Below are 15,078 nucleotides of genomic sequence, written 5' to 3' on the forward strand. Positions count from 1 at the left end.
CGGGATTCCGTCATCGCTTGCGCTGGGCGGCTCGCCGGAACTGGAGCAGCCTTTCCACAGTCTTCGGATCGGGAACAATCCGGGTTACGGTCAGGGCACACCTAGCGTGGACTGTCCGGCCCGGTCGAAAGGGAGCACCTTCCTATGCCCTCAACCCACCTGGCCGAGCGGGATGCTGACGGGCTCGCCCTGGCGGCCTACCTGGGCTGGCTGCGCCGCCGCTGGTGGATCCTGCTCCTCGCCGCCGTGCTCGGCACGGTCGGTGGGCTGGCACTGACCAAGCTTCAGCATCCCCGCTACCTGTCGAGCACCTCGCTGCTGGTGCGACCGCCCAGCGCCGGCCCGGACAGCAACCCCAACGCGAAGGTCAATCTCGACACCGAGGCACAGGTGGTCCGTTCGCTCGTCGTGGCGGAGCGGGCCAAGGGCCTGCTGAAGACCAGCACCGAAGCCGAGTATCTGGTCCAGTCGGTGGCTGTCACCGTGCCGCCGAACAGCCAGGTCCTCCAGGTGGCGTACGAGGCGGACAGCCCGACCCAGGCCCAGGCCGGGTCGCACGCCTTCGCGCAGGCGTACCTGGACCTGCGCAAGGCCACCGCGCAGAAGGCGCTGGAAAACGAGACCACCGCGCTGAAGCAGCAGATCGCGGAGGTCAACAAGCAGCTCAGCGCAGTCGCCGGGCGGATTGCGGCGGCACCCGGCAACTCGGTCGAGCGGCAACGGGCGGAGGCCGACCGGAGCGTGCTGACCAACCAGCTCGGCTCGCTGAACAACCGGCTCAGCCCGTTGCTCTCCGCCGACACCGACCCGGGCGAGATCATTTCGGACGCCCGGCTGCCGCAGCAGCCCAGCTTCCCGAACCGCACCCTCAACCTGGCCAGCGGCATGGGGGCCGGTCTGCTGCTGGGCATCGTGCTGGCGCTGCTGCTGGACCGGCTCGACACCCGGATCCGTCGTGGCCGGGACATCACCGACCGGGCCGGCCTAGCGCTGCTGCTGGAGCTGCCGACCCGTCATCCCTCGCTGACGATGCTGCCGCCGTCCCACGAGATCTCCCGTGAGCTGGGCCGGCTACGCAACGTGCTGCTCTCCGCGGTCCCCGAGCCGCGTGAGGTCCGCCGGGGGCGCCAACTCCTACTTTGCGACGGCTCGACCGGCATGGCCGCCGGGTTCGTCGCCGCCAACCTGGCCGCGGCGTACGCCCGGACCGGCCAGCAGGTCGCGCTGGTCACCACCAAACCGGGCTCGGCGGTCACCACCATCACCGGGGTCGCCGAAGGGCGGCACAGTCTGGCCTCGGTGCTCCGCCGGGACGTACCGGCGCTCAAGGCACTGGCCCCGGTGCGCGGCCTTAACCAGCTTCGGGTGCTGGTTCCCGGCGACCTGGACGCCGAGGTCGAGCTGCCGGTCGGCAGCCTGCTGGAGATCCTCGACGAGCTGGCCGCGCGCTTCGACCACGTGCTGATCGAGACCGCCCAGCCGACCGTCGCGGTGGAGGCGCAGGCGCTGGGCCGGCACGTTGACGCGGTGATCGTGGTGGCCGAGACCGGGCGGACCCGCAGCGGTCAGATCAAGGTTGCGCTCCAGCAGTTCGAGCAGGTCAACGCCCCGGTGCTCGGCGCGGTGCTGGCACCGCGCCTGCCCGCGCCGCTCAGCGGAACGAGCCGTCCGGCTGCCCCGCCCAACCGGCCCAAGCCGCGGCCGAGCCCCGGCCCGTACGCCGAGTCGACAGTTGTGCTGCCCCGGACGAGGCCGTCCGGCCCGGGATCCGCCACCGATCCGGCGCGGCCGGTGCAGCCCGGCAGGCCGCTGCCGATGAACGGCAGCGGTGGCGCCTACCACCCCCGGGGTGAGTTTGCGGGCGTCGACGGCCCGGGGCGCGGCTACCCGCTCGATCCCGGCGAGGATCTGGGGTGAACCGCAGGCAGGTCCTCTGCGTCGCCCTCGCACCGGTCCTCGTGGTCGGCTTCGGCGCGGCGTGCAGCAAGCCGCGGCCCCCCGCCAGCAGCGTCCAGGTGGTCGACCCCGGCACGTCCGGGCCGGCCACCGGGAGCCCGACCCCGGCCCTGCCGGCGGCACCGCTGACCGGGCTGCCGGTGAGCGCCCCGGCGGTGGCCGCCCGGCAGGCCGTCGCCGTGCCACTGCGGGTCAGTCGGTCGACGACCCCGGCCGGCCTGGACGCCGCCGATCTGGTCTACGCCGAGTTCGCCGAGTCCGACACGCTGCACCTCACGGCGGTGTTTCAGTCCCGGGACGCCGCCAAGGTCGGCCCGGTCACCGAGGTTCGGCCGGTCGACATCCGGTCGGTCGCCGTGCTGCGCCCCTTCGTCGGCTACGCCGGCGGGCCCACCGGTTTCCTCACCCAGTTCGCGCAGTCCGGCCTGGCCGGCATCACCTCCGCCGAGCGCGGCGCCAAGGTCTTCAAAGCCGATCACACCTCCACCGCCGCGCTGTGGAACGTCGCGCCGAAGGGCGGTCAGCCGCCCACACCGGCGCTCGACCACGCCACCGACGACGACCCACTGGCCGCCCACGATCTCGTGCCGGCCCATGAGCTGACCGTCGACGTCCGCGGCGGCCCGCCGATGATCTGGCGGTACGACCAGCAGAAGTCGCACTGGGTCAGCAAGGTGGGCACCGTGACGGTGACCGCCGCGTCGGTGTTCGTGCTGACCATGGAATACCGGACCCTGCAGGTCCGGCATCCGTCGCCGCGGTCGCTTCCGGCGGCGAAGGTGTTCGGCGTGGGCGCGGTCGTCGCGGTCTCCGGGCCGTCCAGCGCGAAGGGCCGGTGGCGCAAGCCCGGCCTCGATCTGGCCTGCACCATCGCCGACAGCGGCGGCGACATCATGCAACCGCGCCCCGGCAACGCCTGGGTGATCTACGCGCCGACCACCGCCAAGGTCACCGTGAGATGAGCACCGTCGCCCCGCACCATCCCGCCCCGGTCGGGGGTGACGCTTCCGAGCCCGAGGCGGCACAGGTCGCGGTGCGGTCGAAGGGCCGGTCGCTGCGGCTCCCGGTGGCGTGGCCGCTGATCACGCTCTTCGTGCTCTACCCGCTGTGGTGGGTGCTCGGGGTGTCCAGCTTCGTTTTCGTCATCTTCGCGGTGCCGATGCTGATACAGCTGCGCAACCGGGGCCCGATCCGGGTGCCGCCCGGCTTCGGGATCTGGCTGGTGCTGCTGCTCTGGGTGCTGCTCTCCGTCCTGATGCTCGGCCTCACCGCGCCGAACACGCTCCCGCCTCACGGCGACGGCCGGTATCTCGGCTGGGCCGTCCGGCTGGCGAACTACGTCGCCATGACCGTGGTCATGCTCTATGTGTTCAACCTGAGCGAGCGGGAGCTGTCCCGGCGGCGGGTGGTCCGGCTCTTCGGGTTCATGGGAGTCGTCGTGGTGATCGGCGGCTGGCTCGGCTCGCTCTTCCCCACGTTCAGCTTCGTCGCGCCGCTGCGGTCCGTCCTGCCGCACGCGATCGCCAGCCAGCCCTACGTCGCCTCGCTGATGAACGTCAAGTTCGCACAGGTCCAGCAGGTGATCGCCGGCGAGCCCAGCTCGCTGCGTCCGTCGGCACCCTTCACCTACACGAACTCCTGGGGCGAGAACACGGCGATTTTGTTGATCTGGCTGATCGTCGGCTGGGTGGTGCTGGGCCGGCCGCTACGCCGGGTGCTCGGTGTCGCGATCGTCCTGGCCGCGGTCCTGCCGATCGTCTACTCGCTCAACCGGGGGCTCTGGATCGGCCTTGGCATCTCCGCGGTGTACCTGGCGATCCGGCTCGCGCTGCGCGGCCGGATGGTGGTGCTCGGCGGGCTCGCCCTGGCGGTCTGCCTGATCGGCGTGTTGATCGTTGCCACGCCACTCGGGCGAACGTTCGACGAGCGACTGCGGAACGGGCACAGCGACGGCGTCCGGGCGACCCTGTCCCAGGGCGCGATCACCGCCGCCAACCACTCGCCGGTGCTCGGGTACGGCGGCAACCGGGCGCTGATCGGCAGCAGCCGGTCGATCGCCATCGGCAAGTCCGCCGACTGCCGACAGTGCGGCAACCGGGAGCTGGGCAGCAACGGCCAACTCTGGGCGCTGCTGGTCGGGCAGGGCTACGTGGGTGCGCTCTGCTACAACGGCTTCTTCCTCTACTGCCTCTGGCGCTATCGGCGCGACCACAGTGCGCTCGGGATCGCGGGCAGCCTGGTTTTGATCCTCATGCTCTTCTTCCAGTTCACCTACGGCGCGCTGGAAGCCACCCTCGCCTACGGCCTCATCTCGGTCGCCCTGCTCGCCCGCAACGACCGGCTGCGCCAGGCCGCCGTGCGGGCCCGCGCCAAGGGCACCGTGTCCGGGCTGCGGGCCAGATTCGAAGCAGCCGGCGAGTGCTGATGGTGTTTCGCGTACCGCCTGACGGCGACGGCCGCTCCGCGTACCTGGGCGAGCTGGCCGGGCTGGTCTGGCCCGTGCCGGCCGAGCCGACCCTGCGCAGGGGTGGGCGGGGCTGGGTGGTGGTGCCCTCGGCGGCCCGGCCGCGGCTGCTGGTGCCCACCGGCTCGGGTCGGGCCGCGGCGAGCGCCGTCCGGCACGCCACAGAGGCGGTCGGTCGTCGGGCGAGGCTGGTCCGGCAGGGGCTCGCCGCCACGTTCCGGCTCGGGCTGGGGTCGCTGGTGTTCCGCGACCGGCTGGTGGTGACGGGTGCCGGGCTCGACGCCTACCTGGCCAAGGTGCTGGGCACCCCGGCCCTGGTCAGCATGCACATCGGGCCGGCCCGGGCGAACCGCAAACCGGTGTTGCAACTGCTCGCCCCGGACGGGCGGGTGCTCGGTTACGCCAAGCTCGGCGTCGACCCGCTGACCCGCGCCCTGGTCGACGCGGAGGCCGCGGCGCTGCACCGGCTGGCTGGCCTGCCGCTCGGGCCGATCATCGTGGCCGGGGTACGCCATCACGGCGACTGGCACGGGCACGCGCTGCTGGTGCAGGAGGCGCTGCCGGTGCGGCTGCCCCGGGCCACCCCCGCCGCCGCCGAGGCGGGCGAGCGCGCGGCCATGGTGGCGGTCGCCGGCTGCCTCGGCGTACGCCGAAGGTCGTGGGCCGGTAGCGACCACGCGGCCCGGCTGGCCGACGCGGTGGACGCGCTCGGCACCCGGCCGGCGGCCGGACGGCTGCACGCGGTGCTGAAGACCGTCGCGGACGCCGACCCGACGGTGGCCTTCGGCGCCTGGCACGGCGACTGGAACGGCGGCAACAGCGCCGTGCTCGCCGACGGCCGGGTGCTGGTCTGGGACTGGGAACGGTTCGAGGCGGACGTACCGGCCGGCTACGACGCGTTGCACCGGGCGGTGCAGACCGCCATCGGCCCCGGTGGGTTGGCACCGACGGCGGCCGCCCGGGCGCTGATCGCCGACGCGGGCCGGGCCCTTCAGCCGTTCGACCAGCACGGCCGGGACGCCGAGCTGGTCGCCGTGCTCTACCTGGTGGAGCTGGCGGCGCGCTATCTGCGGGACCGGCAGGCGGAGGCGGGTGCACGGCTGGGGCACGTCGACACCTGGCTGCTGCCCGCGGTGGAGGAGCACCTGGCCCGTCGGGCCTCTCGAGTGTGAGGAGTAGGACGTGTCGCTGGCCAGGGAGCACGCGCTCCGCGCGGTGAAGTCGGTGAGCCGGACGGTCGGGCGGTTGACCGTCGGATCCCGGCTGGTGCCCGGGTTCCTGATCGTGGGCGCGCAGCGCTGCGGCACCACCTCGCTGTTCAAGACGCTCTCCCAGCACCCGGGTGTGCTGCCGCCGGCCTTTCACAAGGGCGTGCACTACTTCGACACGGACTATCACCGGGGCATGAGCTGGTACCTCGGGCACTTCCCGGGCAGCGGGAAGGCGGAGTCGATCCGGCGGCGGCTCGGCGTACGCGGCACCACCGGCGAGTCGAGCCCCTACTACCTGTTTCATCCCCTCGCCGGGCAGCGGATCGCCAGGGACCTGCCCTCGGTCAAGCTGCTGGTGCTGCTGCGCGACCCGGTGGAGCGGGCCTATTCGGCGCACTCGCACGAGCTGGCCCGGGGCTACGAGACCGAGTCGTCGTTCGAGCGGGCGCTGGAGCTGGAGGAGGAGCGGATCGCCGGCGAGGCGGAGCGGGTGGTCGCCGACCCGACGTACGCCAGCCACCACCTGCAGCACCACGCGTACCTGGCCCGGGGGCAGTACATCGAGCAGTTGGAGCGGCTGGCGGCGCTGGTCGGCCGGGACCGGTTGCATGTCATCGACAGCGACGACTTCTTCGCCGACCCGCGCCCGGCCTTCGACGCGGTCTGCGACTTCCTCGGCCTGCCCCGCTGGGCGGGCATCTCCTTCGGCAAGCACAACGCGCGCTTCCGGTCGCCGATGTCGGCCGAGCTGCGGGGCCTGTTGGAGGGCCACTACGCCCCGTACGACGAGCGGCTGGCCGACTGGTGGGGACGCGTGCCGTCGTGGCGGCGGTGATCCGGGGGGACGGCGGCGCCACCGCGCCGCCGACCACACCGACGACGACGCCGACCACGCCGGTCGGCGACGCCGGCGCGGGCACCGGCCTGGGCGGCGCGGCCCGGCAAAGCTTCGCGAACCTGGTCGGGGTCGGCCTCGCGGCGGTCGGCGGTTTCGGGTTGAACGTCGTCATCACCCGCGGCTGGCCGGTCCGCGAGGCCGGCATGTTCTTCGCCGCAACCAGCGCGTTCATGATCGCCGCGTCGGCGGCGCGGCTCGGCACCGACGTCGGCACCGTCTACTTCGTCAGCCGGCAGCGCACCCTCGACCAGCGGGAACGGATCCGCGGCACGATCCTGGCCGGGTTGGTGCCGGTGCTGGCCGTCGGTGCGCTGCTCGGCCTGGCCGGCTGGCTGGCCGCCCCCGCGCTCGCCGGGGCGACGATGCCCGAGGCCGGCCCGGGTGGGGTGACCGCGCTACGCGTCCTGCTGGCCTTCGTTCCGCTGGCCGCGCTCAACGACTACGCCCTGGCCGCCTGCCGGGGCTTCGGCCAGATGCGGCCGCTGCTCACCGTGGAACGGCTCGGCCGCACGCTGGTGCAGTTCGTGGCGGTGGCGGTGGCCGCCTGGCTGGGCCTCTCCGCCACCACCGCGCTGCCGCTGGCCTGGGCGGTGCCGTACCTGCTGGCCGCCGTGGTGGCGATGCTCTGGCTGGGCCGGCTGGTCCACCGCGCCGGACGGCACGTCAGCCGGCCGGTGCCGGCGGGCGAGCTGGCCGGGCCGTTCTGGCGGTTCACCACGCCGCGCGCGCTGAGCGGCCTGGCCGCGATCGTCGTACAGCGGCTGGACATCGTGCTGCTCAGCGCCCTGCGTGGGCCGGCGGACGCGGCCGTCTACACGGCGGCGACCCGCTTTCTCGCGCTCGGCCAGCTCTCCAGCGTCGCCCTGTCCAGCTCGGTTCAGCACCGGCTGGCCGCCGCCTTCGCCCGGCACGACCGGGCCGAGGCGCAGCAGCTCTACCAGGCGGCCACCAGCTGGCTGGTGCTGCTCTCCTGGCCGGCCTACCTGGTCTTCGCCGCGTTCGCCGGACCGATGCTGGCGCTCTTCGGCAACGGCTACGGCACGGGCCGCCGGGTGGTTCTGCTGCTCGCGCTGACCATGCTGGTGGCGACCGGCTGCGGCATGGTGGACATGGTGTTGAACATGGCCGGGCGCACCGCCTGGACCTTCTACAACGCGATGGTCGGCACGGTGCTCAACGTGATCGCCAACGTCGCGCTCATCCCGAGGTACGGCATCGTCGGCGCCGCCCTGGCCTGGGCCGTGTCCATCATGGTCACGAACCTGGTGCCGCTGGGCCAGCTCTGGCGGTGGATGCGGCTGCACCCGTTCGGGCGCGGCACCCGGGCCGCGATGGCCCTGGCCGTGGCCTGCTTCGGCCTGCCGCTCGGGGCGGCCGACCTGCTCGACGCCCCGGTGGCGGTGCGCGCCCTGCTGGCGGTGGCCGGCACGGTGGCGTACCTGGCCGGCGCCTTGCGCTGGCGGGCCGCCCTGCACCTCGGCGCGAAGCCGATGACCAGCAGTCCGCCCCTCGCCCCGCGCACCGGCCTGTCCACGGTGCAGGCCGCGAAGCTCGCCGCCGTCGGTCTCCTCGCCGACCGGAAGGAACGCCGGGAGCTGGCACGGCCGGTGACGGCCGCCAACCGCAGGCTCGGCCTCCGGGTGGCGCGGCCGATCTTCATCCTGGGCGCGCCCCGCTCCGGCACCACGTTTCTGGGCAGCTGCGTGGGGGCGCTGCCGAGCGTCTCGTACCATTTCGAACCCCGGCTGACCAAGGCGGTGGCCCGCTGCGTGTACGAGGGCAGCTGGACTACGCAGCGGGCGGCCCGCTACTTCCGCGGTTACTACGGCGCGCTGCTCGCCGCGTCCGTTCACGGCGGGCTGCGGTTCGCTGAGAAGGACCCGGAGAACTGCTTCATCGTGCCGTTCCTGGCCGAGGTCTTCCCGGACGCGGTCTTTCTGCACGTCTATCGGGACGGCCGGGACGTGGCGGTGTCGCACGCCGAGCAGCCGTGGCTGAATGCGGCCTCGACCGGCAGCGGTAAGAGTGGTCGGGGTGGTACGCCGTGGGGCACCGCGCCGCGATTCTGGGTGGAGCCGGAGCGGCGCGAGGAGTTCACCCGGGTTTCCGACCTGGGCCGCTCGGCCTGGATGTGGCACCGTTTCACCGGCAGCGCCCTGGCCCAGCTCGCCGAGCTGCCCACCGAGCGGGTTCGCCACCTGCGCTACGAGAACATCGTCAGCCGGCCGACGGAGACGGCCGAGCTGGTCGCCGACTTCCTCGAGGTCGGCGACCCGGCCGGCCGGCAGGCGCTGCACGACCGCTTCGCCAAGGCCCGCCCGGACTCCGTCGGCAGGTGGCGGAAGCGCCTGGCCGAACAGGACCTCATTGACGTGCTGGCCCAGGCCGAGCCGCTGCTCAGCCGACTCGGCTACCCAACGCCGCCTCCGGGCGGGCGGCCGGTGGCGAGCTGACTATCGATCGGCGCTTGTCTCTTTTTGCGGCCAAGGCAATAGCTTCGTCGGATTGACGATCCTTGCTGGACGGCTGGCATCCGCGTACGGGAGGGTGGTGCTGCACTTCTGCGGTCGACCGGCATGCGCCCCGCTCCGCGTCGCAGTCCGGCCCGGACCGCAGCGCCTCCGACCTTTTCTCCGGAGTTGCCTGTGGCTTTCTCGATCCTGAGGCACCGATCGGTGTCCGCACTCGGCGCCGCCGCTGTCGGCATCGCCCTCCTCTGCACTCCCACCCCCGGGCTCGCCGCCGCCGCGCCGGGCCACGCCACGATGGTCGGCGGGGTGCCGTCCGACAAGACGCCGAACATCAACGACGGCAGCGTGGTGGCCATCTACGACGCGGGCACCAAGGTCATCGTGGGTGGCTCGTTCACCCGGGCGCAGGACCGTGGCACGAAGTCCAGGGAGGTCACCCGAAAGTACCTGCTGGCCTTCGACAAGGCCACCGGCAAGATCGACAACTCGTTCGTTCCAGCGCTGGACGGGGGAGTGACGGCGGTCATCGCCGGGCCGGCTCCGGGCACGGTCTTTGTCGCCGGCCAGTTCAACACCGTCAACGGTCAGCGCGGCTTCCGAAAGCTGGCCCTGCTCAACATCGCCAGTGGCACCCCGGTCGCCGGGTTCAAGGCCCCCGCGTTCAACGGCATGATCAAGGACATCGCCCGGGTCGGCGGCCGGCTCCTGGTCGGCGGCATCTTCAGCACCGCCGGCTCCGCCACCCGAAACGGCCTGGCCACGCTGAACGCCACCACCGGCGCCCTGGACAACTACCTGACCGTCTCGCTCACCGGGCACCACAACTGGACCCCCACCAACGGCGGCGCCTCGGCCGGGGTCGGCGCCGCCAAGCTGGCCGTCTCGCCGGACGGCAAGCGCCTGGTCGTCATCGGCAACTTCAAGAAGGCCGACAATGTCACGCACGACCAGGTCGTCCGGATCGACCTGGGCCCCAGCTCGGCCACGATCGCCAACTGGAACACCGACCGCTACTCGGCGGCCTGCAAGTACATCGCGTTCGACTCGTACGTGCGGGACGTGGCATTCGCCCCGAACGGCACGTACTTCGTGGTGGTGACCACCGGCGCGTCGTACCCGGGAACGCTCTGTGACGCGACGGCCCGCTGGGACACCTCGGCCACCGGGGCCGGCCAGCAGCCCACCTGGGTCGCCTACAGCGGCGGCGACACGTTCCTGTCGGTCGGCATCAGCGAACAGGCCGTCTACGTCGGCGGTCACTTCCGCTGGCTCGACAACCCGATGGGCCGCGACCAGGCGGCGCCGGGTGCGGTCCCCCGGGCCAGCATCGCGGCCCTCGATCCGGCGAGCGGCCTGCCGCTGTCCTGGAACCCGGGCCGGCACCCGCGCGGCTACGGCGTGACCAAGATGCTGACGACCCCGCAGGGGCTTTGGCTGGGCAGCGACCAGGAGTGGCTCGGCAACCGGGAATACAAACGGGCCCGGCTCGCCTTCTTTCCGCTCAACGGCGGCCAAGCCCCGCACTCGACCGCCACCAAGGGGCTGCCGGGCAACGTCTACCAGGCCGGTCGCCCAGCACAGACCAAGATCTTCTACCGGGTGCGCGCCGCGCTTCCGCCAGCGAACTCGGTGAACAACGTGACCAGGCGGTCGTACGACGGGGCGAGAGCGGTGGGCGCGGCGACCAGCGTCCCGAACAACGACAACACCCTGTGGTCGACGGCCAAGGGCGCTTTCTGGGTCGGCGGTGACCTGTTCTACGGCATGAACGGCCAGTTCTACCGCCGCTCGTTCAACGGCACCACCTTCGGCACCCCGGCCAAAATGGACCCTTACCACGACCCCAAGTGGGACAAGATCGCGACGGGTTCCGGCCCCAAGGGCTCAACGTACGCCGGCATGACGTCGAACTTCTACGCGGAGCTGCCGAACGTGACCGCCATGTTCTACACCGGCGGCCGCCTCTACTACGCGCTCTCGGGCCAGAGCAGCCTGTTCTGGCGCTGGTTCACGCCGGACACCGGCACGATCGGGGCGGAGCGGACAACGGTCAAGGGCACCACCGCCTTCGCCGACACAGCTGGCCTGTTCCTGAGCGGCAACAAGCTCTACGTCGTGTCCCGGAGCACCGGCAACCTCTCCTCGATGGCGTGGTCGAACGGGGCGCCGACCGGCGCCGCCACCGTGCGCAGCGGCCCGGGGATCGACAAGGTGGACTGGCGGGCCCCCGCCGTCTTCGTCGGGCCGTGACCTGAGGCACGTACGACGAGGGCCCGGCCGGTGACGGCCGGGCCCTCGTCCTTTCGGGCCCGGTTCAGATCGGGCGTCGCCACGGGCGGCCCCGGCTCGCTACTGTCGTCGCGTGCCCACCGAGCCCCTCCGCTGCGCCGGCGCGCTGATCGTCGACGACGGCGGCCGCCTCTTCTTCCAGCGTCGGTCCCCCGAGCGGCCCCTCTTCCCGAGCTGCTCCGACGTGGTCGCCTTCGCGGCCCTGCCTTCGATCGGTCGGTGAGCGCTTCGACCGTGCCGGGTCGCGGCGCGGCGTCCGACGTGCCGAGCCGGCATGCCGACGGCGTCGAACTGCCGCCGCACCGGTTCGCCGGGCTGGTCGCCCCGGCGGTCGACCGGGCCTTCATCGCCGGCATGCTCGCCGCCCGGGACGGCGGCGCCGAGCTGAGTTCACGGTACGGCGGCACGGCGGCCACCGGCTTCCTGGTGGAACTCCGGACCCGACTCGCCACGCCGGGCGGCACGGTGAGCGGGCCGGGCTTCGACGCGGTGACCCGCTACCGGGACTCGGTCGCCTGCCAGCGCGCCCTGGACAAGCAAGTCGCGTACGGGATGCTCCAGCGACTGCCCGACGGCGGTTGCTGCGCCACCGACCGCGGGCTCGCCTTCCTGGCGGAGCTCTGGCAGCTGCACGCCACGGTGACCGGGGAACTCTGGGTCGGGCACGACGACCGAGTGGGCCGGCTGGTGACGGCGCTCGGCCGGGTGCTGGCGTACGCCCTGCTGCTGGCCGAATCGGACGAACCCGGCGCATTCGCCGCGATGGCCCCGCCGCACGAGCCGGAGGGCAGCCCGGCCGGGGTGGTGCTGCTCAACCGGCTGGGCGTGCTGCGTTACCACCGGGCGGACGCGCACGCGGCGGCGTGGGCCGTCGCGGGGCACACCGCGACCAGCATCGCCACGCTGCCGCCCGGGCCGGAACGGCTGGCGATCGAACAGGAGACCGATCGCCGGGCCGCCGGCCCGTACGCAGTGCTGACCGCCGAGGAACGGCTGGCGATGCTGGCGGACCTCGCCGCCCTGCCCGGCTGACAGAGGTTGACGGCGGCCGGTCGGCCGGTCGGCGCTATCCTCCACCGGGTGGAGCCGAGTCGAACGAAGGATGCCCGCATGATCGGGATGGTGCTCGCCGCCGGTGCCGGACGGCGGCTGCGTCCGTACACCGACACCCTGCCCAAGGCGCTGGTGCCCGTGGACGGAGAGACCACCATCCTCGACATCGCGCTGCGCAACCTCGCCGAGGTCGGCCTGACCGAGGTCGTCATCGTGGTCGGCTACGCCGCCGAGGCGGTCCGGGAACGGCAGGCGGCGCTGGAGCGGAAGTACGGCGTCACGATCACGTTGGTGCACAACGACCGGGCCGAGGAGTGGAACAACGCGTACTCGCTCTGGCTGGCCCGGGAATACTTCGCCCGGGGGGTGCTGCTGGTCAACGGCGACACCGTGCACCCGGTGAGCGTGGAAAAGACCCTGCTGGCCGAGCGCGGCCCGGGCATCCTGCTGGCCATCGACAACATCAAGCCGCTGGCCGACGAGGAGATGAAGACCACCTTCGACGCCGCCGGCCAGCTCACCCGAATCACCAAGCTGATGGACCCGGGCGAGGCGTACGGAGAGTACATCGGCGCGACCCTGATCGAGCCGCAGGTGGCCGACGCGCTCGCCGACGCCCTGGAGGCGACCTGGCGGCGCGACCCGAACCTCTACTACGAGGACGGCTACCAGGAGTTCGCCGACCGGGGCGGCGAGGTGCGGGCGGCGCCGATCGGCGACGTCTCCTGGGTCGAGGTCGACAACCACGCCGACCTGGCCCGGGCGCGGGAGATCGCGTGCCGCTACTAGCCCGTACGGTCAACACCCCGCTGGCGATCGAGGTCCGCCGGGGCGCGGTGGCCGACCTTGGTCCGCTCCTCGCCGACCGGCGGATCTCCGCCGGGGGCGACGTGGCGGTGGTGGTCGGCCCTGGCCAGGGCGAGAAGATCGTCGAGCTGTGCCGGCCGTCGCTCGGCGCCGCCGACGTGTTCACCGTCGCGGGTGGCACCATCGACGCGGCGAACGAGCTCGGTGACCAGCTCCGGTCCCGCTCCTACGACGCGGTGGTGGGCATCGGTGGCGGCAAGACCATCGACACCACCAAGTACGCCGCGACCCGATACGGCATCCCGATGGTGACCGTCGCGACCAGCCTCGCCAATGACGGCATCGCGTCGCCGACCGCCTCACTCGATCACGAGGGCGGCAAGGGCTCCTACGGGGTGCACATTCCGATCGCGGTGATCGTCGATCTGGATTTCGTGGAGAGCGGCCCGGACCGGCAGACCCAGGCCGGCATCGGCGACGCGGTGAGCAACGTGAACGCCTGCGCCGACTGGGAGCTGGCCCACAAGGTCCGCGGCGAGCCGATCGACGGCCTCGCCGTGACGCTGGCCCGGACCGGCGCCGAGGCACTGATCAACCACCCCGGCAAGATCGGGGACGACGCTTTCCTCACCACGCTGGCCGAGGCGCTGATCCTCGGCGGGATCGCGAGTTCGGTGCACGGGTCGACCCGCCCCGTCAGCGGCGGCGACCACGAGATCTCGCACGCCATCGACAAGCTCTACCCCGGCACCGGTTCGCACGGGGAGCAGGCCGGGCTCGGGGCGCTCTTCTGCACCTTCCTCCGTGGGGACCTGGAGCGGTTCGGGCAGCTCGCCCGCTGCCTGCACCGGCACGGCCTCGCCACCACCCCGTCCGACCTCGGGCTGACCGACGGCCAGTTCGTCGAGGCGGTGCAGTTCGCGCCGGCCACCCGGCCGGACCGTTACACCATCCTCGAACACCTCGCGATGTCGCCTACCGAGACGCGAGAGCGGCTGGCAGACTACGCCGATGCACTCCGCGACCACCTTGGCTGAGCCGTCCCGCCCCACCGTCGCCGACTTCCACCGGGTCAACCGGGGCGGCGGGCTCTTCAGCGAGGCGATCAGCCAGTGGATCGGGGCGGTCTTCGCGCTGGTCGCCCAGCGGCTCGGGCTGCGCCCCACCGCGCTGACCCTCACCAACCTGGTGCTCGGCCTGGCCGCCTCGGTCACCGTGGTCGCGCTCGCCGGCCCGGTGGCCGCCGGTACCGTCCCGGCCTGGGTCGTCGGGCTGGTCGCCCTGGTCGGCTGGCAGATCTCGTACGCCCTGGACTGCGCGGACGGGCAGCTCGCCCGGGTCACCGGGCAGGGCAGCGCGGCCGGCGCCCGGGTCGACATCCTCTGCGACGTGGCCGCCCAGATCGCCCTGGTCACCGCCCTCGGGGCGACCGCCGTGGCGCAACGCCCGTCAACGCCGGCCTGGCTGGTCGCGGTCTTCGCCGGCACCTGGATGGTCAACCTGGTGACCTCGGTGATGCAGTCCGGCCCGAACGCGGCCAGCATGGTCACCTCGTCCTCGCTCCCCGTACGCCTGGTGAAGCTGGTCCGGGATTACGGCGCAGTGATCTTCGTGGCCGCCCTGGTCCTGGCCGTGGCCCCCGCCCTGACGTTCTGGCTGATCATCGCCTTCACCCTCGTCAACGGCGCCTTCCTACTCGCCAGCATCACCTTCTCCGCCCACGCCTCCCTCCCCTAACCCACCCCGCCCCCGCCCCCGCCCCCCTCCGCGCGTCGATCATGGAGTTGTGGCGGTGAACGAAAGGCGCGAACCGGGCAAACCGGGAGCCTCGACTGTCACCACCCCAGCCAAGGGCGCCGGGGCGGTGGCGGTGGTCGTGGCCGACGACTCGGGCAACGTCACCGTCGCGAACGGCTTCACCTACTCGTA

General features: G+C 72.5%; 12 protein-coding genes. All 12 read left to right on the top strand.

Annotated elements, in window-relative coordinates:
• Positions 1 to 144 precede the first annotated feature (144 nt).
• The 12 genes from ABZ671_RS26550 to ABZ671_RS26605 all read left to right on the top strand — a co-directional run bounded on the left by ABZ671_RS26550 (position 145) and on the right by ABZ671_RS26605 (position 14,886).
• Positions 145 to 1,917, top strand: a complete 1,773-nt coding sequence (locus ABZ671_RS26550) for a Wzz/FepE/Etk N-terminal domain-containing protein (RefSeq protein WP_357863006.1) — start codon at positions 145 to 147, stop codon at positions 1,915 to 1,917.
• Positions 1,914 to 2,918 carry a DUF3048 domain-containing protein gene (locus tag ABZ671_RS26555; RefSeq protein ID WP_357863009.1) on the top strand — a complete coding sequence of 335 codons (1,005 nt, stop codon included), beginning with the start codon at positions 1,914 to 1,916 and terminating at the stop codon, positions 2,916 to 2,918. Before ABZ671_RS26550 ends, ABZ671_RS26555 begins: the two co-directional genes overlap by 4 nt.
• On the top strand, positions 2,915 to 4,381 hold the full coding sequence (locus ABZ671_RS26560) for an O-antigen ligase family protein (RefSeq protein WP_357863011.1): 1,467 nt from the start codon (positions 2,915 to 2,917) through the stop codon (positions 4,379 to 4,381). Before ABZ671_RS26555 ends, ABZ671_RS26560 begins: the two co-directional genes overlap by 4 nt.
• The gene (locus tag ABZ671_RS26565; protein ID WP_357863035.1) at positions 4,381 to 5,592 is read left to right on the top strand and encodes a hypothetical protein; all 1,212 of its coding nucleotides are present in this window, start codon (positions 4,381 to 4,383) and stop codon (positions 5,590 to 5,592) included. The genes ABZ671_RS26560 and ABZ671_RS26565 overlap by 1 nt, the downstream gene beginning before the upstream one ends.
• Positions 5,593 to 5,602: 10 nt before the next feature.
• Complete coding sequence (locus ABZ671_RS26570) at positions 5,603 to 6,466, top strand: sulfotransferase domain-containing protein (RefSeq protein WP_357863013.1); 864 nt, start codon at positions 5,603 to 5,605, stop codon at positions 6,464 to 6,466.
• On the top strand, positions 6,436 to 8,982 hold the full coding sequence (locus ABZ671_RS26575) for a sulfotransferase (RefSeq protein ID WP_357863015.1): 2,547 nt from the start codon (positions 6,436 to 6,438) through the stop codon (positions 8,980 to 8,982). The genes ABZ671_RS26570 and ABZ671_RS26575 overlap by 31 nt, the downstream gene beginning before the upstream one ends.
• A gap of 222 nt (positions 8,983 to 9,204) precedes the next feature.
• Entirely contained in the window at positions 9,205 to 11,250 is a 2,046-nt protein-coding gene (locus ABZ671_RS26580) for a hypothetical protein (RefSeq protein ID WP_357863017.1), read from the top strand.
• Between the two features lie 112 nt (positions 11,251 to 11,362).
• Positions 11,363 to 11,512: a hypothetical protein gene (locus ABZ671_RS26585; protein ID WP_357863019.1), complete on the top strand. Its 150-nt coding sequence runs from the start codon at positions 11,363 to 11,365 to the stop codon at positions 11,510 to 11,512.
• Entirely contained in the window at positions 11,509 to 12,321 is an 813-nt protein-coding gene (locus tag ABZ671_RS26590) for a hypothetical protein (RefSeq protein WP_357863021.1), read from the top strand. The genes ABZ671_RS26585 and ABZ671_RS26590 overlap by 4 nt, the downstream gene beginning before the upstream one ends.
• Positions 12,322 to 12,399: 78 nt before the next feature.
• The gene (locus ABZ671_RS26595; protein WP_357863023.1) at positions 12,400 to 13,131 is read left to right on the top strand and encodes a phosphocholine cytidylyltransferase family protein; all 732 of its coding nucleotides are present in this window, start codon (positions 12,400 to 12,402) and stop codon (positions 13,129 to 13,131) included.
• Positions 13,119 to 14,186: an iron-containing alcohol dehydrogenase family protein gene (locus tag ABZ671_RS26600; protein ID WP_357863026.1), complete on the top strand. Its 1,068-nt coding sequence runs from the start codon at positions 13,119 to 13,121 to the stop codon at positions 14,184 to 14,186. The genes ABZ671_RS26595 and ABZ671_RS26600 overlap by 13 nt, the downstream gene beginning before the upstream one ends.
• Entirely contained in the window at positions 14,161 to 14,886 is a 726-nt protein-coding gene (locus ABZ671_RS26605; protein WP_357863028.1) for a CDP-alcohol phosphatidyltransferase family protein, read from the top strand. The genes ABZ671_RS26600 and ABZ671_RS26605 overlap by 26 nt, the downstream gene beginning before the upstream one ends.
• The last annotated feature ends 192 nt before the right edge of the window (positions 14,887 to 15,078 follow it).

This window comes from Micromonospora sp. NPDC006766 (assembly GCF_040636055.1).
Lineage (GTDB): Bacteria > Actinomycetota > Actinomycetes > Mycobacteriales > Micromonosporaceae > Micromonospora.

Coding starts and splice junctions, on each gene's coding strand:
- ABZ671_RS26550 (WP_357863006.1), top strand. CDS start 145: ATGCCCTCAACCCACCTGGCCGAGCGGGATGCTGACGGGCTCGCCCTG.
- ABZ671_RS26560 (WP_357863011.1), top strand. CDS start 2,915: ATGAGCACCGTCGCCCCGCACCATCCCGCCCCGGTCGGGGGTGACGCT.
- ABZ671_RS26565 (WP_357863035.1), top strand. CDS start 4,381: ATGGTGTTTCGCGTACCGCCTGACGGCGACGGCCGCTCCGCGTACCTG.
- ABZ671_RS26595 (WP_357863023.1), top strand. CDS start 12,400: ATGATCGGGATGGTGCTCGCCGCCGGTGCCGGACGGCGGCTGCGTCCG.
- ABZ671_RS26605 (WP_357863028.1), top strand. CDS start 14,161: ATGCACTCCGCGACCACCTTGGCTGAGCCGTCCCGCCCCACCGTCGCC.